This is a genomic window from Streptomyces sp. NBC_00091, from assembly GCF_026343185.1.
Lineage (GTDB): Bacteria > Actinomycetota > Actinomycetes > Streptomycetales > Streptomycetaceae > Streptomyces.
Genome location: NZ_JAPEMA010000001.1, coordinates 1633803 through 1657152, shown reverse-complemented (window position 1 = coordinate 1657152; position 23350 = coordinate 1633803). Strand labels below are relative to the sequence as shown.

Sequence of the window (23350 nt, the reverse complement as noted above, 5' to 3'; positions counted from 1 at the left end):
CTGGGGAAGGTGAGACACCCAGGAATTTTCCGTCCCCCGATTCGGTCAATATAGAGGTTGACCGTCGCGCCGAATCACAGAGGATCCTGTCTTGACCGAGCAGCTTCGACTGATGGCCGTCCATGCCCACCCCGACGACGAGTCGAGCAAGGGCGCGGCCACCATGGCCAAGTACGTGTCCGAGGGGGTGCCGGTCCTGGTGGTCACGTGCACCGGCGGCGAGCGCGGTTCCGTGCTGAACCCCAAGCTCCAGGGCGACACGTACATCGAGGAGAACATTCACGAGGTGCGCGCCCGCGAGATGGACGAGGCGCGCGAGATCCTCGGCATCGACCAGGAATGGCTCGGTTACGTCGACTCCGGCCTCCCCGAGGGCGACCCCCTGCCGCCGCTGCCCGAGGGCTGCTTCGCCCTCGCGGACGTCGACGAGGCCGCCGGCGAGCTGGTGAAGAAGATCCGCGCCTTCAAGCCGCAGGTCATCACCACCTACGACGAGAACGGCGGCTACCCGCACCCCGACCACATCATGACCCACAAGATCACGATGGTGGCCTTCGACGGCGCGGCCGACACCGACAAGTTCCCCGAGGCCGAGTACGGCGCCCCGTACCAGCCGCAGAAGCTCTACTACAACCAGGGCTTCAACAAGCCGCGCACCATCGCCCTGCACGAGGCGCTCCTCTCGCGCGGCCTGGAGTCCCCCTACGGGGAGTGGCTGGAGCGGTGGAAGGAGTTCGAGCGCACGGAGCGGACCCTGACCACCCACGTGCCCTGCTCCGACTACTTCGAGATCCGCGACAAGGCGCTCATCGCGCACGCCACGCAGATCGACCCCGACGGCGGCTGGTTCCGCGTCCCCATGGAGGTCCAGAAGGAGGTCTGGCCCACCGAGGAGTACGAACTGGCGAAGTCGTTCGTCGACACCTCCCTCCCCGAGTCCGACCTCTTCGCGGGCATCCGGGAGAATGCTTAGCCATGAGCGCTACGCACGCAGCAGTCACCCAGCTCCTTCCGCTGGCCGCCGACAGCTTCGACAAGAACAAGGTGACCCCCGGAATCCTGGGCTTCATCGTGTTCGCCGCCCTCGCCATCGGCGTGTGGGGCCTGATGAAGTCGATGAACCGGCACATGGGCCGCGTCGACTTCCAGGAGGCCCCCGAGCCGGCCGCCACCCCGGCCGCCTCCGCCGCCGAAGGCACCCGGGCCAAGTAGGCCGCGGCCGGCGCCGGAGCGCCGCCCCCCGTCAGGGAGGGGCGGCGCTTCCACGCGCGCGCGGCCGCCCGGCCCGGCGAGACGCGGTGCCAGGCGGGCCCCGCCCGGCCACGATCCGCCGGGCGGGCCCCGCCCGGCCACGATCCGCCGGGCGGGCCCGGCCCGGCCACGATCCGCCGGACACCCCTAGGGCACCGGCACCCCCATGATCTCCCGCGCCCGCAGGTTCGGGACCAGGCCCAGCCGCCACGCCTGCCAGCCCTCCGCCGGGTCCACCCCCCGCGCCAGCACCACCCCGTACGTCTCCAGGCACTCCTCCAGCCGGCCGTCCCGCAGCGGATGCGCGGCCGAGACCAGCCGGGCCAGCTCGCCCCGCGCCTCCTCCACCCCCGCCCCGCCCGGACCCGCGTACGGGAGCATCGTGCAGCGCAGGAAACGCGCCCAGTCCTCCCCGCGCCGGTCCCCGTACGAGGCGAACAGCCGGGCCGCCTCCTCGCACAGGCCCAGCGCCTGCGCCGCCCGCGCGTTGCCCGCGTCGACCACCGCCAGCTCCAGACAGGTCCAGGCCTCCCCGTGGGCCAGCCCGATCCGCCGGAAATCCGCCCGCGCGTCCACCAGCAGCTGCCGCGCGAAGCCGGAATTGCGCAGGTTCCCGGTCTGCGCCGCCCGCTGGTCCCGGGTGACCCGACCCGACTGGTACCGGGCGTGCGCCAGCCCGTACACGTCCCGCATCCGCGAGAACATCGTCCGGGCCCGCTCCAGCTCCCGCACCGCCGCATCGAGCCCGCCGTCCTCCTCCAGCGCCTGCCCGAGGTAGTACAGCGTCCACGCCTCACCCCGCACGTCCTCCGCCAGCCGGTGCCGGGCCAGCGCGTCCCGCAGCCGCTCCAGCGCCCCCTGCGGATCCCCGTCCACCACCCGGGCCCGCCCCAGCTGCGTCAGCGCCCACGCCTGCCCGCGGTCGTCGCGCGTACGCCCGTACAGCTCGAGGGCCAGCCGCAGCTCCGCCTCCGCCCGCGACACGTCACCGGTCCGCAGGTACACCTGCCCCAGCTGGAAGTGCGCCCACGCCTCCCCGTGCACGCTCTCGCTCTCCCGGTGCAGCACCAGCGACCGCTCCAGCAGCTCCAACGCCTCCGCCAGCTGCCCCCGGTCCCGCTGCACCGCCGCCAGCGCGTGCAGCCCCCACGCCCGGTCACCCGCCAGCTCCTGCGGCTCCTGGAGCACCAGCGCCTCCCGGATCCGGGCCGCCGCCTCCGGCAGATTGCCCTGGTGGTGCAGGGTGATCCCGAGCGACACCAGCGCCATGCCCGCGCCCGCCTCCTGCCGGGCCTCCATGTACTGGTCCACCAGCGAGGTCAGCGTCGTGCGCGACTTGTCCAGCTCCCCCAGCTGACGCGCCGCGATACCCGTACGCCACTGCACCGAACGGTTCAGCCGCCCCTGGTCCACCGCCCGCGCCAGCTCGTTGATCTCCCCCAGCCGGTACAGGTCCCCGCGCAGCAGACAGAAGTCGCACAGCGCCCCCAGCAGGTCCAGCACCGCCTGCTGGTCCACCCCCTCCGAATGCCGCAGCGCCGCCGTGATGAAGCTCGACTCCTCGTCCAGCCAGCGCAGCGCCGCGTCCAGCGAGGCGAAACCGTGCCCGCCGAAGTGGTTCGCCCGCGTCGACATCTTCCCGTCGACCATCCGGATCACCGAGTCCGCGAGCTGCGCGTAGTCACGGATCAGCCGCTCGTGCGCGGCCGCCGCCTCCGCCCGGTCCTCGTCCCCCGCCAGCCGCGCCGCCGCGTACGCGCGCACCGCGTCGTGCATCCGGTACCGCTCCCCCCGTACGAGGTCCAGCAGCCCCGCCCGCGCCAGCTCGCCCAGCAGCCGCCCCGCCTCGACCCGGTCCGCGCCCGTCAGCGCCGCCGCCGCGGCCGCGCCCAGCGAGGCCCGCCCCGCCAGGGTGAGCCGCCGCAGCAGCCGCCGCCGCTCCTCCGGCAGCCGTACGTAGGCCAGCTCCAGGGCGTGCTCCAGCGAACCGTCCCCGCCCCCGTCCGAAGCCCGCGCCGCCCCCAGCGGCGCCAGCACCCGCAGCGCCAGCGGCAGCCCCGCCGCCAGCTCCAGCAGGCCCGCCCGCGCCACCGCACCCGGCGCCGCCTCACCCGCCGCCTGCGCCCCCGCACGCAGCACCCCGGCCGCCTCCGCCTGCGCCAGCCGCACCACCGGCAGCTGGTACACCCACGCCCCGAGGTCCGCCGGCAACTCCAGCGGCTCCCTCGCCGTCACCAGCACCAGGCTCTCCGAGCGCTCCGGCACGAGCGTGCGCACCTGCGCCGCCTCCACCGCGTCGTCCAGCACCACCGTCACCGGAAACCCCTGGAGGTGCTGGTGGTACAGCTCGGTGAGCCGGCGCACCTGCTGCTCCGCCGACGCCCCCTCGCGGAACAGCAACTGCTCGCGCGGGGCGCCCAGCCGGTTCAGCAGGTGCAGCAGCGCCTCCCGCGTCGACAACGGCGCCTCGCCCGCGGCGGTGGACCCGCCCCGCAGGTCCACCACGCACGCCCCGCGGAACTGGTCCCGCAGCGCCTGCACCGCCCGCAGCGCCAGGGCCGTACGCCCCACCCCCGGCTCGCCGTGCAGGACCACCACCACCGGCCGGGTCTCCGTACTGGCCCGGGCCGCCTGCACCCACTGCGCGATCCGGGTCAGCTCCGCACGCCGGCCCGTGAACAGCGCGTCGGCGTCCGGGAGCTGCCCGAACGACTGCTCCAGCATGCTGCGCCGGCGCGCCTCCGCGCTGCGGTCCCCGCCGCGCAGCTGCGACACCACCGCCCCGCCGGCGCCGCCCGCCCCGCCGCCACCGACACCGTTGACCGGCGGCCGGCCCCGCGCGGGGACCCGTACCGCCGCCGCCACCGCACGCTCCTGCTCCAGGAACGGCCGGATCCCGCGCACCTCCAGCGCCGTCAGCCACTGCAACCGCAGCTGCTCCGGCCCGCCCGGGCGGCCCGCGGCCCCCGCCCGGCGGTTCGCCGCCGGCAGGTGCAGGGCCGTCACCTTCGCCACCGTCGCCGCCGCCCCCGCGACGCCCACGACGATGCCCGCGCTCAGCGCCGTACCCGCATCCACCCCGAAGGCCAGGTCGGCCCCCACCGCGGCCGCCGCGGCCACCCCCGTCGCCAGCAGCGCCGCCCCGGTGTTCCCCCGCCGGAAGGCCTCCCCGAGGGACTGCTCCCCGGCCGCCGCCTCGTCCAGGGCCGCCACGTACGCCGCGTACTCCTCGGCAGCGGCCGCCGCGAGCCCCTCCAGGGCGTCCCGGCCGCGCGCCAGCAGTACCTCACCGTCGGCCGGGCCCCCCGACCCCGCCCGCCGGACCTCCTCCTCGACGGCCCGGGCCAGCACCCGTTCCGCCTCGACACGATGGCTGTCCCGCATCGGCATCCTCCTCGCAGAGCTCCGGCACACGCGTGCGCCAAGTGTGCTGCGGGACAGTCGCCCGCGCGAGGAATCTGAGCTACTTCAGAGGGAGTTGGCGCCTGCGCGGCCAACGGCGTGCATATATGTACGCCAGAGACGCCCGCCAGGCTGGGACCATTCGCGCGTGGTTCCGGTGTGGAAACGGGCTGATCGCCTGGCGGCGGCCGAACCGGCGGCCTGATGGCCCCGTCGCGGGGCGGGGACCGGCCGGTGCGGCAGGATGGGACGTATGTCGAACCGCCTCGCGAACGAGACCTCGCCGTATCTGCTCCAGCACGCCGACAATCCGGTCGAGTGGTGGCCGTGGTCGCCCGAGGCGTTCGCGGAGGCGAGGGAGCGGGGCGTACCCGTTCTGCTAAGCGTTGGGTATAGCTCGTGCCATTGGTGTCATGTCATGGCCCACGAATCGTTCGAGGACGAGCTGGCGGCCGCCTACATGAACGAACACTTCGTCAACATCAAGGTGGACCGCGAGGAGCGGCCCGACGTCGACGCCGTCTACATGGAGGCCGTGCAGGCGGCGACCGGCCAGGGCGGGTGGCCCATGACCGTGTTCCTCACGCCCGACGCGGAGCCCTTCTACTTCGGGACCTACTTCCCGCCCGAGCCCCGGCACGGGATGCCCTCCTTCATGCAGGTACTCGAAGGCGTGCGGACCGCGTGGGTCGGGCGGCCCGAGGAGGTCGCCGAGGTCGCGCAGCGGATCGTGCGGGATCTGGCGGGGCGGCAGCTGGACTACGGGAAGGCCGGCGTCCCCGGGCCCGAGGAGCTGGGGCGGGCGCTGCTCGGGCTGACGCGGGAGTACGACGCCACGCGCGGCGGGTTCGGCGGGGCGCCGAAGTTCCCGCCGTCCATGGTGCTGGAGTTCCTGCTGCGCCACCACGCCCGGACCGGGTCCGAGGGGGCCCTGCAGATGGCCGCCGACACGTGCGAGGCGATGGCCCGGGGCGGGATCTACGACCAGCTGGGCGGCGGGTTCGCGCGGTACTCCGTGGACCGGGAGTGGGTCGTGCCCCACTTCGAGAAGATGCTCTACGACAATGCGCTTTTGTGCCGGGTCTACGCGCACCTGTGGCGGGCCACCGGTTCCGATCTGGCGCGGCGCGTCGCGCTGGAGACCGCGGACTTCATGGTCCGTGAACTGCGCACCGAGCAGGGCGGGTTCGCCTCCGCGCTCGACGCGGACAGCGAGGAGCCGCTGAGCGGGAAGCACGTGGAGGGGGCGTACTACGCCTGGACTCCCGCCCAGCTGGCCGAGGTGCTGGGGGAGGCGGACGGCGAGCTGGCGGCCGCGTACTTCGGGGTCACGGGGGAGGGGACCTTCGAGCACGGGAAGTCGGTGCTGCAACTGCCGCAGGACGGCCCGGCGGTGGACGCCGGGCGGATCGCCGGGATCAAGGAGCGGCTGCTGGCCGCCCGCGCCGAGCGGCCCGCGCCCGGGCGGGACGACAAGGTGGTCGCCGCCTGGAACGGGCTGGCCATCGCGGCGCTGGCCGAGTGCGGGGCCTTCTTCGAGCGGCCGGATCTGGTCGAGCGGGCCATCGAGGCCGCCGACCTGCTGGTACGGGTCCACATGGACGGGATGGCCCGGCTGGCGCGGACCAGCAAGGACGGCAGGGCCGGGGCCAACGCCGGGGTGCTCGAGGACTACGGCGACGTGGCGGAGGGGTTTCTCGCGCTGGCCTCCGTCACCGGCGAGGGGGTGTGGCTGGAGTTCGCCGGGTTCCTCGTCGACCTGGTCATGGCCCGGTTCACCGCCGAGGACGGCTCCCTCTACGACACGGCGCACGACGCCGAGAAGCTGATCCGCCGGCCGCAGGACCCGACGGACACCGCGGCCCCCTCCGGCTGGACGGCGGCGGCCGGCGCGCTGCTCTCGTACGCCGCGCACACCGGCTCGCAGCCGCACCGGGAGGCGGCCGAGCGGGCGCTCGGGGTGGTGCACGCCCTGGGGCCGCGCGCCCCGCGCTTCATCGGGCACGGTCTGGCGGTCGCGGAGGCGCTCGTCGACGGGCCGCGCGAGGTGGCCGTCGTCGGTCATCCGGAGGATCCGGCGCGGGCCGCGCTGCACCGGACGGCGTTGCTGGGGACGGCTCCCGGGGCGGTGGTGGCGGTCGGTCTGCCGCGTGCGGCGGACGGCAGCGGGGGCGAGTTCCCCCTTCTGGCCGAGCGCACACTTGTGAGCGACCTTCCGACGGCGTATGTCTGCCGCCATTTCGTCTGCGCGCGGCCTACGACCGAACTGGTCGAACTGGCAGAGCAGTTGGGTGTGGTTCATCCCTGATTCTGGCGGAGTACCGTCAATTCCGGTTGCCGTACGTCAACTCGGAAACGTGGTTTTTATCCAGGCGGCGCCTCAGTTTCATCTTTGGTGCCTAGTCTCGTGTCTTCGGGAGTCACCGAGACAGCGCACTGGGGGGTGCGCACGTGGGGGAAGCGGAGGCGGCGGGCCGGGGGGCCCGCTCCGGCCTCCGGGGGGTCTTCGTTCGCCGCCTGGGGTTGCGGCATGTCTGTGGGGGACGGTTTGTTCACTTCCGTGTTCATTTCCGCCATATCTCTGGCGCTCTTCTGGATGGCTGCCTTCACGCTGTGGTGGCAGATGCACGCGTGGCGCACGCCCGAGACGCTCGCCTCGACGCGCTTCGACAGCCCCGACGGCGGGGGCCGGCTGTCCTTCTCGCTGCTGCTGCCCGCCCGCCACGAGCAGGCCGTTCTGGAACACACCATCGACCGGCTGCTCGAGTCGAGCCACACCGACTACGAGATCATCGTCATCGTCGGCCACGACGACCCGGAGACGACCGCCGTGGCCGAGCGGGCCGCCGCCCGGGCGCCCGAGCGGGTGCGGGTCGTCGTCGACCACAACGAGACGAAGAACAAGCCGAAGGCCCTCAACACCGCCCTCCCGCACTGCCGGGGCGACATCGTCGGGGTCTTCGACGCCGAGGACCAGGTCCACCCCGAGCTGCTCACCCACGTCGACCACGCCTTCCGCGCCACCGGGGCGGACGTGGTGCAGGGCGGGGTCCAGCTCATCAACTTCCACTCCAGCTGGTACAGCCTGCGCAACTGCCTGGAGTACTTCTTCTGGTTCCGCTCCCGCCTCCACCTGCACGCCGAGAAGGGCTTCATCCCGCTGGGCGGCAACACCGTCTTCGTGCGCACCGGTGTGCTGCGCGAGGCCGGCGGCTGGGACCAGAACTGCCTCGCCGAGGACTGCGACCTGGGCGTGCGGTTGTCCTCGGTGGGCAAGAAGGTGGTCGTCGCGTACGACTCCGACATGGTCACCCGTGAGGAGACCCCCGGTTCGCTGATGAGCCTGCTCAAGCAGCGCACCCGCTGGAACCAGGGCTTCCTTCAGGTCTACCGCAAGAAGGACTGGCAGCAGCTGCCGGGCCGCGGCCAGCGCTGGCTGGCGCGCTACACCCTGATGACCCCCTTCATGCAGGCCACCTCGGGGGTGATCATCCCGGTCAACTGCGCCGTGGCGGTCTTCCTCGACGTCCCGGTCGGCATCGCGATCATCACCTTCCTCCCCATGATCACGGCGATGGTGACCTTCGTCTTCGAGATCGTCGGCCTGCACGACTTCGGCCGCCAGTACGGTCTGCGCGTGCGCTTCGTGCACTACCTCAAGCTCGTCGTCGGCGGCCCCTTCTACCAGGTGATGCTGGCGGGCGCCGCGATCCGCGCGGTCTGGCGCGAGCAGCGCGGCCGCAACGAGTGGGAGCTGACCAGCCACACCGGCGCCCACCTGACCTCCGCCACCCCGATCCGAGAGGACAGCCTCCAGTGACCGCCACCCTGCCCACGGCCACTGATCCCCAGCCGGCGGACGCTGCCGCCGACACCGCCCAGCTCCTGCCCGTACGCCGTCCGCCCGGCTCCGGTGACTCCGGGCGTTCCGAGGGCTCCGAGGGCTCCGGGCGCTCCGGGCGCCAGGGCGGTCTCGGGGTGCGTCCCGCGCCGGCCCGCCCGATGGTGCGTTTCCGCTCCTCCCGCCCCGACCTGCTGCTCTGCGGTGTGATCCTGCTGGCGATCGTCCTCGTACAGGGCTGGAACATCACCAACTTCCCGACCCTGAGCGACGACGAGGGCACCTACCTGGCGCAGGCCTGGGCCGTCCAGCAGGGTGACGGCCTGGCCCACTACACGTACTGGTACGACCATCCGCCGCTGGGCTGGATCCAGGTCGCGGGCCTGACGTACCTGCCGGCCCTCTTCGTGCCCGAGTGGATGACGGTCGCGCCGATGCGCTTCTCGATGCTGGCCGTCTCGGCCGCCAGCTCGGTGCTGATCTACGTCCTGGCGCGCCGGCTGTGGCTGCCGCGGTGGGCGGCGGGGCTGGCGATGGGGCTCTTCGGGCTCTCCCCGCTCTCCGTCGTCCTCCAGCGGGAGATCTTCCTCGACAACCTCGCCGTGATGTGGATGCTGCTGGCCTTCTGCCTCGCCGCGTCCCCCAGCCGTCACCTGTGGCACCACTTCGGTTCGGGGCTGGCGGCCGCCACCGCCGTCCTGACCAAGGAGACGATGCTGGTGGTGCTCCCGGCGCTGCTGGTGACGATGTGGCGCCACAGCCACCGCGACACCCGCAAGTTCGCCGTGACGGGGGCGATCACCGCCTGCGCGCTGATAGGGCTGTCGTACCCGCTGTTCGCCCTGCTCAACGACGAGCTGCTGCCCGGCGCCGGGCACGTCTCCCTCATCGACGGCATCACCTACCAGATGAGCCGCCCGGGCTCCGGCTTCATCCTGGACCCCGGCTCCGGCTCGCACGGGGTGTTCCAGTCGTGGCTGTACTACGACACCGTCCTGCCGCTCGGCGGGCTGGCCGGCGCCGTCCTGCTGCTGGCCACCTATCGGTGGTCCGTCACCGCCCGCGCGCTCGCCGGGCCGGCCCTGGCCGCGGTGATCCTCGCGGTGGTCGCGATGCGGCCCTCCGGCTACCTCCCGGCGATGTACGTGATCCAGGCCCTGCCCTTCCTCGCCCTGGTCCTCGCGGCCGCCGCGGCCAGCGTCACGCACGCCGTGCTGCGCCGCCGGCGCGGGCCGGGGGAGCACAAGGCCCTGGTGTACGCGCGGTGGGCGCTGGTCGGCGTACTGGCCGCGGCGGCCGCCGCGTACGTGCTGCCGCGCTGGTACGAGGGCAACCGCACGGCGCTCACGGTCGACGCCAACGCCCCCTACCGGCAGGCCGCGGCCTGGCTCGGCAGCGGGGTGGCCGACCCGGCGAACACCCGCGTCCTCGTCGACGACGCGCTCTGGCTCGATGCTGTTCACCACGGCTTTGCACCCGGGGACGGCGCCATCTGGTTCTACAAGGCGGACCTCGACCCGGCCGTCACCAAGACCTTGCCGCGGGGCTGGCGGGACATCGACTACGTAGTCTCCTCGCCCACCGTGCGTCGCGATGCGGCGGACCTGCCCAACGTGAAGGCTGCTCTGGAGCATTCGACCGCGGTCGCCGTCTTCGGTACGGGCGAGGACCGTATCGAGATCCGCCGCACCGACCGCGAGAGTGGGAGCTGAACCACGATGAGCGAGGACCTGTGGCCCCCGCATACCCTGGATGATCCGGAAGCCGACGCTCCACGTTCTGCCGCCTCCGGCAGCGTCACGGCCGGCAGCGTCACCCTGATCATCCCGACCTACAACGAGTCCGCCAACGTCGGGGAGCTGCTGAGGCGCCTGCGCGCCTCGATCCCGGACGAGCTGCCCTGCGAGGTGCTGTTCGTCGACGACTCCACCGACGACACCCCGGCCGTGATCGAGAAGGCGGCCGGCGACTGCCCCTTCCCGGTGTCCGTCCTGCACCGCGAGAGCCCGGACGGCGGCCTCGGCGGGGCCGTCGTCGAAGGGGTCAAGCGGGCCGGCTCCGACTGGATCGTCGTCATGGACGCCGACCTCCAGCACCCGCCGCACCTGGTCCCCGAACTCGTCGGCGAGGGCGAACGCACCGGAGCCGACCTCGTCGTCGCCTCCCGCTACCTCCCCGGCGGCAGCCGGGCGGGGCTGGCCGGGAGCTACCGGGTGGCCGTCTCGCGCGGTGCGACCTGGCTGGCCAAGGGGCTCTTCCCGCGCGCGCTGCGCGGCATCAGCGACCCGATGAGCGGCTTCTTCGCGATGCGCCGCTCGGCGGTGACCGCCGACGCCCTCAAGCCGCTCGGCTACAAGATCCTGCTGGAGCTGGCCGTCCGCTGCCGCCCGCAGCGGCGCGCCGAGGTGCCCTTCGTCTTCCAGGACCGCTTCGCCGGGGAGTCCAAGTCCACCGCCCGTGAAGGCCTGCGCTTCCTGACGCACCTGGCGGCCCTGCGCTCCGCGAGCCCGCTCGCCCGGATGGTCGGCTTCGGGCTGATCGGGCTCACCGGCTTCGTGCCCAACCTGGTCGCGCTCTGGCTGCTCACCCACGCCGGGATGCAGTACCTCGCCGCCGAGGTGCTCGCGAACCAGGCCGGGGTGCTGTGGAACTTCCTCCTCATCGAGACCCTGCTCTTCCGCGACCGGCGCCGCCACCGCCACTGGGCGGACCGCATCGGGCGCTTCGCCCTCCTCGCCAACGCCGACCTGCTGCTGCGCATCCCGCTGATCGCGCTGTTCGTGGGCCGGTTCGGCCTGGAGGTGCTGCCCGCGACGGCCCTCGCGCTGGTCACCACCTTCGTACTGCGCTTCGCCGCCACCGAAGCGCTCGTCTACCTGCCGCGCGGGCCACGCGCGGTGCCCACCGCCAGGAGTTGAGCCGCACCGAAAGGACCCCTCGTATGCGAAGGAAGATCCGACGGAGGGCGGGGCGCCGGGCCGCCCTGCTCTCCGTCGGGGCGATGACCGCCTGCCTGCTCCTGACCGCACCGCAGCAGGCCACGGCCGGACCGCCCAACCTGCTCACCAATCCGGGCTTCGAGACCGCCGGCCCGGCCGGCTCCGACATGCCCTCCTGCTGGTCCAAATCCGGCTGGGGCGACAACGACTTCACCTTCGCCACCGTCGCCGACGCGCACAGCGGCACCAAGGCCATGAAGGTCTCGCTCACCCGCCGCGTCGACGGCGACCGCAAGGCCCTGGTCACGGAGAACACCACCTGCGCGCCCACCGTCGTCCCGGGAAAGCAGTACGACCTGTCCGCCTGGTACAAGTCGAACACCCCCGACGTGTCGGTGACCGTGTTCCGCCACGACACCACCGCAGGCTGGCAGTACTGGGCCGACCTGCAGAACCCGCCGGTCAGCGCCGCGTGGGCGCGTACGGAGGTCCGTACGCCGGCCGTCCCGCCGAACACCGACAAGATCGCGTGGGGTCTGTCCGTATACGGCGTGGGCACCCTCACCACCGACGACTACGCGCTGGAGGAGGTGGCCGCCCCCCTGCCCCAGCCCACCTGCACGGGCACGGCCGAGCAGTGCGCCAAGGGCAAGTGGGAGGTGATGGCCGCCCAGAACCCGGTGCGTTCGATGCACGCCGTGGTCCTCAAGAACGGCAAGGTGCTGCTGATCGCCGGCTCCGGCAACGACATATCGCAGTTCAACGCCGGGACCTTCACCTCCGCCGTCTACGACCCGGTGGCGGGCAGCGTCAAGACGATCCCGACGCCCGTGGACATGTTCTGTTCCGGGCACGTGCAGCTGGCCGACGGCCGGGTGCTGGTCATGAGCGGGAACAAGGGCTACCCGTCCGCCGACGGCAAGATCGGCTACCAGGGCCTGAAGGACTCGTACGTCTTCGACCCGGCCACCGAGACGTACACGAAGACCAACGACATGAACGGGGGCCACTGGTACCCGTCCGCCACCATCCTCGGCAACGGTGACGTGATCTCCTTCGGCGGGCTGAAGGAGGACTCCACGGGCAACGTCACCGCGGAGAAGTTCTCGGCGGCGCAGGGCAAGTGGCTGCCGATGAACGAGGTCAACCAGACCTGGTCGTACTGGGGCCTGTACCCCTCGATGATCCTCATGCAGGACGGCCGGCTCTTCTACTCCGGCAGCCACACCTTCGGCAACGGCACGCCCGGTTCGGGCGCCTCCGTCTACGACTACGACGCCAACACCATCACCGACGTGCCCGGACTGCGCAAGAAGGACGAGCGCGACGAGTCGGCGAGCGTCCTGCTGCCCCCGGCCCAGGACCAGCGGGTCCTGACCGTCGGTGGCGGCAACAACGAGTCCAACCCGGCGGCCAACCGGCTCACCGACATCATCGACCTGAAGAAGCCGAGCCCCGCCTACACCGCAGGCCCCGACCTCCCGCAGGGCCTCGTCGACACCGGCACGGGCAAGCGCCCGCAGGCCGGCGCCGAGGGCAAGATGTACGTCTCCGCCGTGCTGCTGCCCGACGGCAAGGTGCTGGAGACCGGCGGCGGCCTCCACGACCGCGCCGACCCGGTCTTCGAGGCCTCCTTCTTCGACCCCACCAGCAACACCTACCAGGCGGGCCTCGCCACCGACCCGATCCCGCGCACCTACCACTCCGGCGCGTTCCTGCTGCCCGACGGCCGGGTCATGTCGGTCGGGGACAACCCGGGCAACGGCACGTACAACCACGCGGTGTCCGTCTACACGCCGCCCTACCTGTTCAAGGGACCGCGCCCGCAGCTCACCTCGGTGATCGACACGGAGTGGGTGTACGGGGACACGCAGCGGATCACCGTCGACCGGCCGATCGTCAAGGCGGAGCTGATCCGCCCGGCGGCGGTCACCCACTCCTCCGACCCCAACCAGCGGTTCGTGGACCTGCCGATGACGGTGGTCAACAACACCACCATCGACCTGAACGTCACCAGCAACCCCAACCTGGCGCCGCCCGGCTGGTACATGCTCTTCGGGGTCGACGCGAACGGCGTCCCGTCGGTGGCGACCTGGGTCCACCTGGGCGGAGCGCCCTCGCTGGCGGTGGCCCAGCAGCAGCCCGCCCCGCACGAACACGCCTTCGCCGACAAGCTCGCCGGACCGAAGCCCAACCCCGCGAAGCGTGAAGCGGCCCCGGTCGCGCCCACCGTCGCCGGCTGCGACCGGCACTACGGAACGGCGAGCGTGTGCGTTCCGGGCACCTTCCCGGCGGAGGTGAAGAAGACGACCAAGGCCCGCTGCGACTGGCTGGCCTCCCACCAGTTCCCCCAGCGGATGAAGGTCAACGGCAGCGACCCGCTGCGCCTGGACGCGGACGGGGACGGCTACACCTGCTGAACCGAGGACCAGGGGGCCCGGCCGCGCGTGCGGCCGGGCCCCCTTTCCGTGCTCGTACTCAGTCTCAGGGTGCGTTCAGCCCGAAGGTCGCTCGAGACGGTGCACACCACCGACGACAGATCAGCCGCGATGCCACAGTCCCACTGCCCCGCGGGCGCGGACGAGGTCACGGCCTGGACCGTGAGCCCTGCCGGAAGGTTGTCCTCGAAGACAAGACCCTCGCCAGCCTCGTTCCCCACGTTCGTCACGGTAATGAGATAGTTGCCGGACCCTCCTCGGGCGAAGTCCCCTTCGTGGGTCTTCGTGACGCTCAACTGCGCCTGGGCGTATGCGGGTACTGCGCCTGTGGCGAAGGGCAGTACGACGCCCAGCCCCATCACCGTGGCGAGGCCGGCGATCCGCCGAGACCACCCGTGCGTACCCATATATGGCTCTCCACTCCCGTGCGGTCACCGCGACCCTCTGCGCGGGATCCTTCCAAGCAGGCGAAGTGCCGGATCGATCCGTGGTGGGAGACACGCCTCTTTCACCCGATCGCCCTCGAATCCGGGGCCCCACCCTGCTCAGTGCTGGTACGCGGCCACGGAACCGTCGTCTGCACCCGCTCCCCTCAGGGCTTTCCTGATCGGGGCCGCCGGCCGGCAGAAAGCGGGAATCTCATGGGCTGCCCGGCCCGGTGAGGGCCAGGGCCGTGTACTCGCCCGCGAGGTCCAGGTCCCAGCGGGCGGTGTGCGCCCAGCCGTGTCGCAGGTCCTCGATGACCGCGTCCGGGTAGCCGCGGAACATGCCGGGCTGCTGCCTCTCCCAGACCTGCACCACCAAGTACAGGGTTCCGGTGTGGGGCTTGAGCCAGCGCCGGAAGTCCCCCATCGCGATGTGCCGGTCCACGTACGGCAGTGTCAGACGGCACGCCACAACGTCGAGGCTGCCCGGCGCCAGCTCGCGCGGAGGCGGCTCGGTCACGAAGTCGTGGACCTTGAACTCCAGCCGCTTGTGGTCGAACAGGTTGGAGGCGCCCTCGACCGCGACCGGCGACCAGTCGTAGCCCGTGGTCCACAGCCCCATTCGCGCCATCGCGGCGGTGAGGAACCCCCAGCCGAAGAAGCGGCCGGTCAAACAGTTCGTCCGTCGCTTCGACATCCTCGCCCAGGGCGCCCTGCCCGCCCAGCGTGCCCGCAGCCGGGCACCGTTCACGTGCGGGACTCCAAGCGCAACGATGAGCCCGAGGCGCCGGTTCTCGGCTTCACGACCGCAGCGTGGTCGGCATTCGCCGTCTACGCCGGAGGCCAGCGGTAGGAGCAAAACGGCCGGGCCCGGAAGCTGTCTGTCTCCCGGGCCCGGCCGCACGTTTACGCCACGGGCGGGCTCGGGCCAGGCCCGCTCCCCGCTCTCAGTGCTGGTACGCGGCCAGCGAGATGCCGACGTAGTGGGCGACGAACGCCGCGAGCGTCAGGGAGTGGAAGACCTCGTGGAAGCCGAAGAAGCGGGGGGAGGGGTTGGGGCGCTTCATCCCGTAGATGACCCCTCCCACGCTGTAGAGCAGACCGCCGACGATCACCAGGACCAGGACGGCGATGCCGCCGGTGCGCATGAAGTCGGGCAGGAAGAAGACGGCCGCCCAGCCCATCGCGATGTAGCAGGGGGTGTAGAGCCAGCGCGGGGCGCCGACCCAGAAGACCCGGAAGGCGATGCCGGCCGCGGCCGCGATCCACACCGCCCACAGCAGGGTCTTCCCGGTGGAGTCGGGCAGCAGCAGGACGGTCAGCGGGGTGTAGGTGCCCGCGATGATCAGGAAGATGTTGGCGTGGTCGAGCCGGCGCAGTACGGCTTCGCCGCGCGGTCCCCACGTACCGCGGTGGTAGACGGCGCTGACGCCGAAGAGCAGGCAGGCGGTGAGGATGTACACCCCGCAGGCCACCCGTGCCCGCGTCGAGTCGGTGAAGGTCATCAGCACCAGGCCGGCGACCACCACGGCGGGGAACATTCCGGTGTGCAGCCAGCCGCGCATCAGCGGCTTGGCCTCCGGAGCTGCCGGTACGGCCGGTGCGGCGGCGTCTGAAGTCATGGTCCACATGCTACCTACGGGTCCGTAGCTTTCGGTTAGTCCTCTTTACGGAAGATTGACGGACGTGGTGATGCTCACGTGAGAGGCCCCCTGGACATATGCGCACGCGCACCGGATGATCAGATGAGTGCGGTCGGCACCGGATGAGCGGAGCGCGAAGCATCCGGGTCGCAGCCCCCACGGGGCATACACCAAACAAACCCCTCAACAAGGAGCAATCGTGGCGCGCGACAACGCGGCTCCCACTTCCGTCCCGACGAAGCACCAGGAGCTGATCTCCTGGGTGGATGAGATCGCAGCCCTGACCCAGCCGGACCGCATCGTCTGGTGCGACGGCTCCGAGGCCGAGTACGAGCGCCTGTGCGAGGAGCTCGTCGCCAAGGGCACGTTCAAGAAGCTCGACGAGACCAAGCGCCCGAACTCGTACTACGCCGCCTCCGACCCCTCCGACGTCGCGCGCGTCGAGGACCGTACCTTCATCTGCTCCGAGAAGGAGGAGGACGCGGGCCCGACCAACCACTGGAAGGCCCCCGCCGAGATGAAGGAGATCTTCGCCGGCGGCGAAGGTATCTTCCGCGGCTCCATGAAGGGCCGGACGATGTACGTCGTCCCCTTCTGCATGGGCCCCCTCGGCTCCGAGCTCTCCGCGATCGGCGTCGAGATCACCGACTCCGCCTACGTCGCGGTCGCCATGCGCACCATGACCCGCATGGGCAAGGCCGTCCTCGACGAGCTCGGCACCGACGGCTTCTTCGTCAAGGCCGTCCACACCCTCGGTGCTCCGCTCGCCGAGGGCCAGGACGACGTCCCGTGGCCGTGCAACACCACCAAGTACATCTCGCACTTCCCCGAGACCCGCGAGATCTGGTCCTACGGCTCCGGCTACGGCGGCAACGCCCTGCTCGGCAAGAAGTGCTACGCGCTGCGCATCGCCTCCGTCATGGCGCGTGACGAGGGCTGGCTCGCCGAGCACATGCTGATCCTCAAGCTCACTCCGCCGCAGGGCGAGGGCGAGGCGAAGTACGTCGCGGCCGCGTTCCCGTCGGCCTGTGGCAAGACCAACCTGGCCATGCTGGAGCCCACGATCCCCGGCTGGACCGTCGAGACCGTCGGTGACGACATCGCCTGGATGCGCTTCGGCGAGGACGGCCGCCTCTACGCGATCAACCCCGAGGCCGGCTTCTTCGGCGTCGCCCCCGGCACCGGCGAGCACACCAACGCCAACGCCATGAAGACGATGTACGCCAACACCGTCTTCACCAACGTCGCGCTCACCCCGGACGGCTCCGACGTCTGGTGGGAGGGCATGACCGAAGAGGCGCCCGCGCACCTCATCGACTGGAAGGGCAACGCCTGGACCCCGGAGTCCGAGACCCCGGCGGCCCACCCCAACGCCCGCTTCGCCGTCCCGGCCGCCCAGTGCCCGACGATCGCCCCCGAGTGGGAGGACCCCAAGGGCGTCCCGATCTCCGCGATCCTCTTCGGCGGCCGCCGCGCCTCCGCCGTGCCGCTGGTCACCGAGTCCTTCGACTGGAACCACGGCGTCTTCATCGGCTCGAACATCGCCTCCGAGAAGACCGCCGCCGCCGAGGGCAAGGTCGGCGAACTGCGCCGCGACCCCTTCGCCATGCTGCCCTTCTGCGGCTACAACATGGGCGACTACATGGCCCACTGGGTCAAGGTCGCGGCCGACAAGGACCAGTCCAAGCTCCCGAAGATCTACTACGTGAACTGGTTCCGCAAGAACGACGCGGGCAAGTTCGTGTGGCCCGGCTTCGGCGAGAACAGCCGCGTCCTGAAGTGGATCGTCGGCCGCCTCGACGGCACCGCCGAGGGCGTCGAGACCCCCATCGGCGTCCTGCCGACCAAGGACTCCCTCGACCTCGACGGCCTGGACCTCCCGGCCGAGGACCTGGACTTCCTCCTCACCGTCGACAAGGAGGTCTGGCGCGAGGAGGCCGCCCTGGTCCCCGAGCACCTGAACACCTACGGCGACCACACCCCCAAGGAGCTGTGGGACCAGTACCACGCGCTGGTCGAGCGCCTGGGCTGACCGCCCGCCCCCTGACCGGGGCGCCCGCCCCGAACCGGGGCCCTCGAATGTGGGAACCCCCGACCAAGCGGTTCCCGCCGCAGCACCGGCCCCTCAGGAGCGTCCGCGCTCCTCGAGATAGGCCGTGTGCGTCTGCTGACGGCGGACCTCCCTGTCCTGGAGGTCCGCCGTCAGGCGTTCCGCCTCCTCGGCCAGTACCGACAGCTGCCGCTCCAGGTGCCGCTCCGGGGACTCCCCGCCCGGCGTCAGCCGCGTCCACCAGCGGGTCCGGTTGTAGGTGTCCACGCACTCCGGCACGTCCAGGCGGATCGCCCGCGCCAGCGCGTGCACCGCCTCCGGCTCGGTGGCCAGCACCTCCGTCACCCAGCCCGGGTCCAGCAGGGCCGCGTACAGGTCCAGCAGCTCGCTCAGCCTGCCCTCGGCGGCCGGCGGCAGCTCCACCTCCGCCACGTAACCGCGCAGCCGGCCCAGGTCCTCCCGTACGAGGTCCAGCTGCTCGGCCGGACCGGGGAAGGGCGGGACGGGCGTCCGCCGCGGCGGGGCGATCAGCGCGCCCGCCCCGTACAGGCCCGCGACCACCACCGGCCAGTACGCGCCGGCCACGCCGGCCAGCGCCAGGCCCACCCCGGCGAGCCCGCAGGCGCTGCCCGCCAGGTTCTTCCCCGACTCCACGTACTCCCACGCCCGCGCCGCGAGGCCTCTACTGGTAGCCACGGATCTCCTCGAAGGCCCCGTCCAGGGAGCCGTTCCCGTCGGTCGCGTCGAAGAGCCGGCCACCGGTCAGCTCCGTGATGTGCGTCAGCTCCTTGCGGTCCGAGTCCCCGAAGAGCACCGCGAAGACCGGGGTGTGCCGCTGCCCCTCCGGCAGTCCGGCGTAGAAGGAGTCGAAGTCCTGCACCTTGTCCCCGCTCTGCCCGTCCGTCATGAGCACGATCGAGGTGAACGCGTCGGCGTTCCCCTGCCCCAGGTGCTGGTACGCGGCCTTCAGGCTGCCGTAGACGGCCGTGCCCCCCTCCGGGCGGAGGGACTTCACGTCACCCCGGATCGCGTCCAGGGCGGGCCCCGGATTGCCGGGCTCGACGACGTGCGTCAGCACCTTCTTCACCTTGTCACCGAACGGCAGCAGCGTCACCTCCTCGCGGTCCCTGAACCGCTGCCCGGTGCCCGAACTCCCGCTCCCCGTCAGCTCCGTGAGCGCCGAGCGCAGCCGCCCGATCCGGTCGGCCTCCTCCATCGAGCCCGAGGTGTCCAGTACGTAGACCGTGCGCGAGGGCCGGCGCAGCTCGTTCTCGTACGAGGCCAGCAGCCCGTCGGCCACCGACCGCGAGCCCGGGAAGGGCAGTTCGCGGCGGACCGAGGTGTCCAGGCCGGGCGCCGGGGCCACCCCCGAAGCCACCGGACGACGGAAGGTCTTCTCGGTGATGGCCTTCTGCGCCGCGTCGCCCCGCAGGTACTCGGTCAGCAGCCGGCCCGACTCCCGGGCCCCCGCCGGGGCCGAGGTCAGCAGCGTCAGCGGGTAGTGCGCGGTGACCACCCCGTCCTTCGGGCGGATCACCGTCAGCGGGGCCTTGGCCCGGTCGTTCATGGACAGCAGCACCGACTCGTAGTTGACCAGCGCGTCCACGTCGTCCCGCTTGGCGTACGCGGTCACCAGCCAGCCCGAGGAACCGGAGGTCAGCTTCTGCCCCTTGAAGAACTCCTTCAGCTTCGGATGGGCCTTCTGCACGTCCGCGTCCGTCAGCGCCGCCTGGGCGCCCGACAGGCCGGACGCCACCGAGACCAGCGTGGAGAAACCGGAGTTGGAGCGGACCGGGTCCGTCATCCCGTACGACAGCTTCCCGGCGGCCACGGCCTCCTCGACCGCCGACCAGGTCACCTCCTGCGGCTTCCAGCCGAGCCGGGCCAGTGCCTCCGGCTTGACGCCGAGGGCGACCGGCGAGGACATCACCGGGGTCTCGTTGGCCAGCTTGGCGGCCGCTTCGGGCCGCAGCCGCAGGTAGTCGTTGGAGGACAGCCAGATCGCGTCGAACTTGCCGTCGGCCTTGCCCGAGGCGACCTGCTCGGCCGCGTCCAGCGTCCCCGACCAGGTGAAGTCGACCGAGACCCCGGTGGCCGCCTTGGCGTCCTTCAGGATCTGGCCCATGTCGGAGAGCTCGCTGGAGGCCAGTACCCGCAGCCTGCCCTCCTTGTACTCCTGCTGCTTGCTGCCGCCCGAGCCCCCCGAACCGCCCGAGGCCCCCGAGGGCTCCTCCGAGGTGCAGGCAGCGGCCCCCAGCAGGGTCGCGGCCAGCGTCACCACCGCCGCCAGCTGTCGGCGCATCCGCGCCGTGCGCAGCTTCATCGCTCGCCGCCTTCCAGGGCGTTCGCGGTACGGGTGCGGGCCAGGTGGGCCGAGGCCGCCTGGAGTTCGCCGGTCAGGGACTCCACGGTCGCCGCCATGTTCTCCGTCGCCTGCACCTTGAAGGTGTCGATCGCGTCGAGGGTCTTGTAGATCTGCGCGAAGGCCGTCCGCAGCGTTTCCGCCCCGACCGCCGGGTCCGCGGCGATCCGCTGGATGTCGCCGGTCTGGGTGGACAGCATCTCCGCGTTGCCGCGGATCAGCTCCTCGGTGGTGCCCTTGAGGGCGTTGACCTGCTCGACCACCTTGCGCTGGTTGTCGAGGGCCGAGGCCAGCATCACCGCGATGCGCAGCGCCGAGACCGTGGTCGTGGCGGCCCGGTCGACGCCCTTGATCAGCTCTTCGTTGTTGCGTCGCACCACGTCCATCGCCAGGTAGCCCTGCGCGCACACGGCCAGCTGCGTCAGCAGGTCCTGGTGCTTCTGCCGCACCGGGAACAGCACGTCGGCGCGCATCGCGTCCGCCTGCTGCGGGTCGGTCCGCCCGGCCTCGGCGATCCGCTGCTCGACGGCCCCGTCCAGGGCCTCGGTGAGGACCGCGTACTCCTGGAGCTTGCCCATGGTCTCCCACAGGCGGGCCCGCTCGGTGTGCAGGGCCGCGTTGTCGCGGCGCAGCTCGTCCTGGCCGCCGCGCAGCGCGCCCACGATCCGGTTGAGGGTGGCCTGCGAGGAGGCGTACTTCGCCACGTGGTCGCGGAACCTGTTGCCGCCCGGGAGCTTCGCCAGGAGCCTGCGGGCCCCCTTGGCGGGGGCGTCGCGGGGGTCGAGGTCCTCGACGGTGCGGCGCAGCTCGACGAGCGAGCCCGCGACGCGGGCCTGGGCGTCGCCGCCGCCGTCCGGGCCGAGGGAGCGTACGGCCCGCTCCAGCATCCGGTTGGACTGCTGGGCGGCGCTGCGGATGTCGGCGGAACCCAGGGCGGCGATCTCGCCGATGCGGGTGGCGAACTCGGGGGAGCGGGCGTCGATCCCGGCGAGCTGGCCGACGTACTCGCCGGCGCGGCGGGCCATCTCCTCCTGGACCCCGTCCTGGAGCGGGACGAGGCCGGAGGCCTGCTCCCGGCGGACGGGGGCGACGGGCTCGGGCGCGCTCAGCACGAGCGGGCCGTCCTCGGGCGGTGTCAGCGTCACGGCGTGCCCCCCTGTCCCTTGGCGCGGCCTGCCAGCGCGGTCAGGACCTTCACGGTCGGTGCGCCGACCTGGCGGATCCCGGTCAGCTCCGGGTTGAGGTACCCGGCGTAGCCGGCGGTGGCGGCGCTGAACTCGGCCGTGCCCTCCTGGGGCCGGAACCCGTGCCGCAGGGCCAGCTCGCGCAGCTTCTTGTCGGTGGCGAGGAGGGTGCCGAGGTCCTTCGCCTTCTCGCCGAGCGGCACGAGGGTGTGCGGGGAGTTCACGGTGGTGTCCGGGTACAGCACGACCATGCTCGCGGCCTCGCCGGTGGCCTGCTTCTGCAGCAGCAGCGAGGCCACCTGTGCCTCGTAGGCCAGGACCAGCGGCTCGCCGCTGCCGCTGATGAAGGAGCGGAAGGGGCCGTCGGTGCTCGGCTCCAGGGAACCCTGCACGGAGATCAGCTTGCGCAGGAGGGGGGCGGTGCGGTTGATGCCGGCGTCGTCGGAGACCACCGTCTTGTTGTTGGCCACGTTGGAGGTCGCGCCGATGAACAGCGCGCCGGAGTTGGAGGTGGCGGGGTCGGCGGTCTTGATGAACACCGTGCCCGTCAGCTCGGCGTACGAGGCGGAGCCGGGCAGCTGCTGCCAGGTCCGGTCCTCGCCGGCCGCCTTGAGGAAGGGGTCCATCAGGAGGGTGCCGGTGTTCTTGCCGTTCATCTTCACGAGCCCGTTGTCGGCGAGGACCTTCGCCGCGTTGGCGCGGGCGATGACCACGAGCGGGGAGAAGAAGGGCTTCGCGCTCTGCGCGCCCTGCACCCCGGCCTTGGCCGCGATCTCGTCGGCGGGCTCACTGCTGCTGGGGAAGGCGAAGTCGTACTCCTTGAGGGCCAGTTGGTCCATGGCCCAGGAGCCCGAGGTCTCCGTCTTCACGGTGTAGCCCTTGGTGGCAAGGGCCTTGACGACGTCAGGATCACGGAAGAACTCGGACTTCTCCGATCCGATGACGCCACGCACGGTCTTCGTTGCCGTGCCCTCCGAGCCGTTCCCCCCGATGACGATGACGGCGATCACGCCGCCGATCAGGAGGATCGCCAGAGCGATTCCCAGGATGCGTCTCACGGGTGCAGCGTGCTCGCGGAAACCCACATTCCGCGCGGTGTTGGGTGAACGCCGGGTGACCAGGCGGTCCCACTTCGAAATGGTGTGTGGGCTTGTGGGTGCTGGTGGGGCGGGCGGGCCGGCGGGAGGATCGTGCCATGGCCGTGAGCACGTTGAAGTGGCAGGGCTGGCTGGTCGGCCTGATGGGCCTGGCCGGGCTGTTGGTGTTCGCCCCGCTGGGGCTGTACGTGTGGGCCAGCGGCGGCGGCCCCGCCCCCGCCGCGCCGCCGCCGGACGTACGGATCACCGGGTGCCGCGTCGACCCGCCGAGCCGGCGGGTGGTGGCGGCGCTGGAGGCCCGGGGCGAGGGCTCGTACGTGGTCACGGTCGAGTTCCGCGACCGCCGCCCCCCGTCCCCCGACGCCCGCACCTCCCAGTCCCTGGTCCGCATCCCGGGCCTCACCCCCGACACCCCCGCCCGCACCGAAGCCATCGGCCCGGTCTGGCCCCCGGCGACGGTCCCGTGGTGCGGGGTGGCGGGGGTGGCGGGGGAGGGGTGAGGGGGGGGCCTGCCGGGGGCGGGGGCTCGGCCGTTACCTGCACGAAATGGTGACCAGAGCGCTGTCCGGACCACCCAGACGCATCAGATCGCTACGCGCTCCTCTTTTCCCGGCGCCCGACGGCCGTCTGGGGCAATCCCGCTGGCGCGGTGCGATGCACGCCTTGACGATCGATCGTGGCTGAACGCTCACGGATCGTAGTGGTCCGTGGGGTAAGT

The 23350-nt window shown here is 71.9% G+C and carries 17 protein-coding genes and 1 pseudogene; 10 read left to right on the top strand and 8 right to left on the bottom strand.

From position 1 onward, the window contains the following. The first annotated feature begins 91 nt into the window (after positions 1-91). Both mca and OOK34_RS07240 read left to right on the top strand, forming a co-directional pair. The gene (gene mca / locus OOK34_RS07245; RefSeq protein ID WP_267033047.1) at positions 92-973 is read left to right on the top strand and encodes a mycothiol conjugate amidase Mca; all 882 of its coding nucleotides are present in this window, start codon (positions 92-94) and stop codon (positions 971-973) included. 2 nt (positions 974-975) lie between these two features. Beyond that, complete coding sequence (locus OOK34_RS07240) at positions 976-1212, top strand: hypothetical protein (RefSeq protein ID WP_267033046.1); 237 nt, start codon at positions 976-978, stop codon at positions 1210-1212. A gap of 186 nt (positions 1213-1398) precedes the next feature. Here the strand turns inward: OOK34_RS07240 and OOK34_RS07235 are convergent, their stop codons facing one another. Beyond that, positions 1399-4635: a tetratricopeptide repeat protein gene (locus OOK34_RS07235; protein ID WP_267033045.1), complete on the bottom strand. Its 3237-nt coding sequence runs from the start codon at positions 4633-4635 to the stop codon at positions 1399-1401. Between the two features lie 271 nt (positions 4636-4906). Here OOK34_RS07235 and OOK34_RS07230 point away from each other — a divergent pair, with 271 nt between their 5' ends. The 5 genes from OOK34_RS07230 (at position 4907) to OOK34_RS07210 (ending at position 13853) form a co-directional block, all read left to right on the top strand. Then, entirely contained in the window at positions 4907-6961 is a 2055-nt protein-coding gene (locus OOK34_RS07230) for a thioredoxin domain-containing protein (protein ID WP_267033044.1), read from the top strand. A gap of 240 nt (positions 6962-7201) precedes the next feature. Beyond that, the gene (locus OOK34_RS07225; RefSeq protein ID WP_267033043.1) at positions 7202-8473 is read left to right on the top strand and encodes a glycosyltransferase; all 1272 of its coding nucleotides are present in this window, start codon (positions 7202-7204) and stop codon (positions 8471-8473) included. Between the two features lie 182 nt (positions 8474-8655). Next, complete coding sequence (locus OOK34_RS07220; protein ID WP_267036654.1) at positions 8656-10206, top strand: glycosyltransferase family 39 protein; 1551 nt, start codon at positions 8656-8658, stop codon at positions 10204-10206. 6 nt (positions 10207-10212) lie between these two features. Next, entirely contained in the window at positions 10213-11412 is a 1200-nt protein-coding gene (locus tag OOK34_RS07215; RefSeq protein ID WP_267033042.1) for a glycosyltransferase family 2 protein, read from the top strand. A 23-nt stretch (positions 11413-11435) separates the two neighbouring features. Next, positions 11436-13853, top strand: a complete 2418-nt coding sequence (locus OOK34_RS07210; protein WP_267033041.1) for a galactose oxidase-like domain-containing protein — start codon at positions 11436-11438, stop codon at positions 13851-13853. Here OOK34_RS07210 and OOK34_RS35480 read toward each other — a convergent pair. After that, positions 13841-14230 carry a hypothetical protein gene (locus OOK34_RS35480; RefSeq protein ID WP_353963388.1) on the bottom strand — a complete coding sequence of 130 codons (390 nt, stop codon included), beginning with the start codon at positions 14228-14230 and terminating at the stop codon, positions 13841-13843. The genes OOK34_RS07210 and OOK34_RS35480 overlap by 13 nt on opposite strands. A gap of 280 nt (positions 14231-14510) precedes the next feature. After that, positions 14511-14969, bottom strand: coding sequence for a bifunctional 2-polyprenyl-6-hydroxyphenol methylase/3-demethylubiquinol 3-O-methyltransferase UbiG (locus tag OOK34_RS07205; protein ID WP_267033040.1), 459 nt, complete (start codon positions 14967-14969; stop codon positions 14511-14513). 72 nt (positions 14970-15041) lie between these two features. On the opposite strand from OOK34_RS07205, the pseudogene OOK34_RS07200 reads away from it, so the two are divergent. Further along, positions 15042-15149: pseudogene (locus OOK34_RS07200) on the top strand (DUF397 domain-containing protein); the annotation flags it as partial. A gap of 94 nt (positions 15150-15243) precedes the next feature. Here OOK34_RS07200 and OOK34_RS07195 read toward each other — a convergent pair. Next, positions 15244-15927 (bottom strand): hemolysin III family protein, encoded by a 684-nt coding sequence (locus OOK34_RS07195; RefSeq protein WP_267033039.1) that lies wholly within the window; start codon positions 15925-15927, stop codon positions 15244-15246. A gap of 211 nt (positions 15928-16138) precedes the next feature. On the opposite strand from OOK34_RS07195, the gene OOK34_RS07190 reads away from it, so the two are divergent. Beyond that, positions 16139-17971 carry a phosphoenolpyruvate carboxykinase (GTP) gene (locus tag OOK34_RS07190; RefSeq protein ID WP_267033038.1) on the top strand — a complete coding sequence of 611 codons (1833 nt, stop codon included), beginning with the start codon at positions 16139-16141 and terminating at the stop codon, positions 17969-17971. A 93-nt stretch (positions 17972-18064) separates the two neighbouring features. On the opposite strand, the gene OOK34_RS07185 is transcribed toward OOK34_RS07190, so the two are convergent. From OOK34_RS07185 to OOK34_RS07170, 4 genes are read right to left on the bottom strand one after another with little or no spacing between them, the layout of a single operon-like run. Beyond that, positions 18065-18685: a hypothetical protein gene (locus OOK34_RS07185; protein WP_267033037.1), complete on the bottom strand. Its 621-nt coding sequence runs from the start codon at positions 18683-18685 to the stop codon at positions 18065-18067. Further along, the gene (locus OOK34_RS07180; RefSeq protein WP_267033036.1) at positions 18672-20312 is read right to left on the bottom strand and encodes a VWA domain-containing protein; all 1641 of its coding nucleotides are present in this window, start codon (positions 20310-20312) and stop codon (positions 18672-18674) included. The genes OOK34_RS07185 and OOK34_RS07180 overlap by 14 nt, the downstream gene beginning before the upstream one ends. Further along, positions 20309-21496 (bottom strand): toxic anion resistance protein, encoded by a 1188-nt coding sequence (locus OOK34_RS07175; RefSeq protein ID WP_267033035.1) that lies wholly within the window; start codon positions 21494-21496, stop codon positions 20309-20311. Before OOK34_RS07175 ends, OOK34_RS07180 begins: the two co-directional genes overlap by 4 nt. Next, entirely contained in the window at positions 21493-22593 is a 1101-nt protein-coding gene (locus OOK34_RS07170; RefSeq protein ID WP_267033034.1) for a substrate-binding domain-containing protein, read from the bottom strand. The genes OOK34_RS07175 and OOK34_RS07170 overlap by 4 nt, the downstream gene beginning before the upstream one ends. 137 nt (positions 22594-22730) lie before the next feature. On the opposite strand from OOK34_RS07170, the gene OOK34_RS07165 reads away from it, so the two are divergent. Continuing rightward, on the top strand, positions 22731-23132 hold the full coding sequence (locus tag OOK34_RS07165; protein ID WP_267033033.1) for a hypothetical protein: 402 nt from the start codon (positions 22731-22733) through the stop codon (positions 23130-23132). The last annotated feature ends 218 nt before the right edge of the window (positions 23133-23350 follow it).

Excerpts from the sequence above, each read along its gene's own strand:
- OOK34_RS07240 (WP_267033046.1), top strand. The coding sequence starts at position 976 with ATGAGCGCTACGCACGCAGCAGTCACCCAGCTCCTTCCGCTGGCCGCC.
- OOK34_RS07235 (WP_267033045.1), bottom strand. The coding sequence starts at position 4,635 with ATGCGGGACAGCCATCGTGTCGAGGCGGAACGGGTGCTGGCCCGGGCC.
- OOK34_RS07230 (WP_267033044.1), top strand. The coding sequence starts at position 4,907 with ATGTCGAACCGCCTCGCGAACGAGACCTCGCCGTATCTGCTCCAGCAC.
- OOK34_RS07220 (WP_267036654.1), top strand. The coding sequence starts at position 8,656 with ATGGTGCGTTTCCGCTCCTCCCGCCCCGACCTGCTGCTCTGCGGTGTG.
- OOK34_RS07215 (WP_267033042.1), top strand. The coding sequence starts at position 10,213 with ATGAGCGAGGACCTGTGGCCCCCGCATACCCTGGATGATCCGGAAGCC.
- OOK34_RS07210 (WP_267033041.1), top strand. The coding sequence starts at position 11,436 with ATGCGAAGGAAGATCCGACGGAGGGCGGGGCGCCGGGCCGCCCTGCTC.
- OOK34_RS35480 (WP_353963388.1), bottom strand. The coding sequence starts at position 14,230 with ATGGGGCTGGGCGTCGTACTGCCCTTCGCCACAGGCGCAGTACCCGCA.
- OOK34_RS07195 (WP_267033039.1), bottom strand. The coding sequence starts at position 15,927 with ATGTGGACCATGACTTCAGACGCCGCCGCACCGGCCGTACCGGCAGCT.
- OOK34_RS07180 (WP_267033036.1), bottom strand. The coding sequence starts at position 20,312 with ATGAAGCTGCGCACGGCGCGGATGCGCCGACAGCTGGCGGCGGTGGTG.
- OOK34_RS07165 (WP_267033033.1), top strand. The coding sequence starts at position 22,731 with ATGGCCGTGAGCACGTTGAAGTGGCAGGGCTGGCTGGTCGGCCTGATG.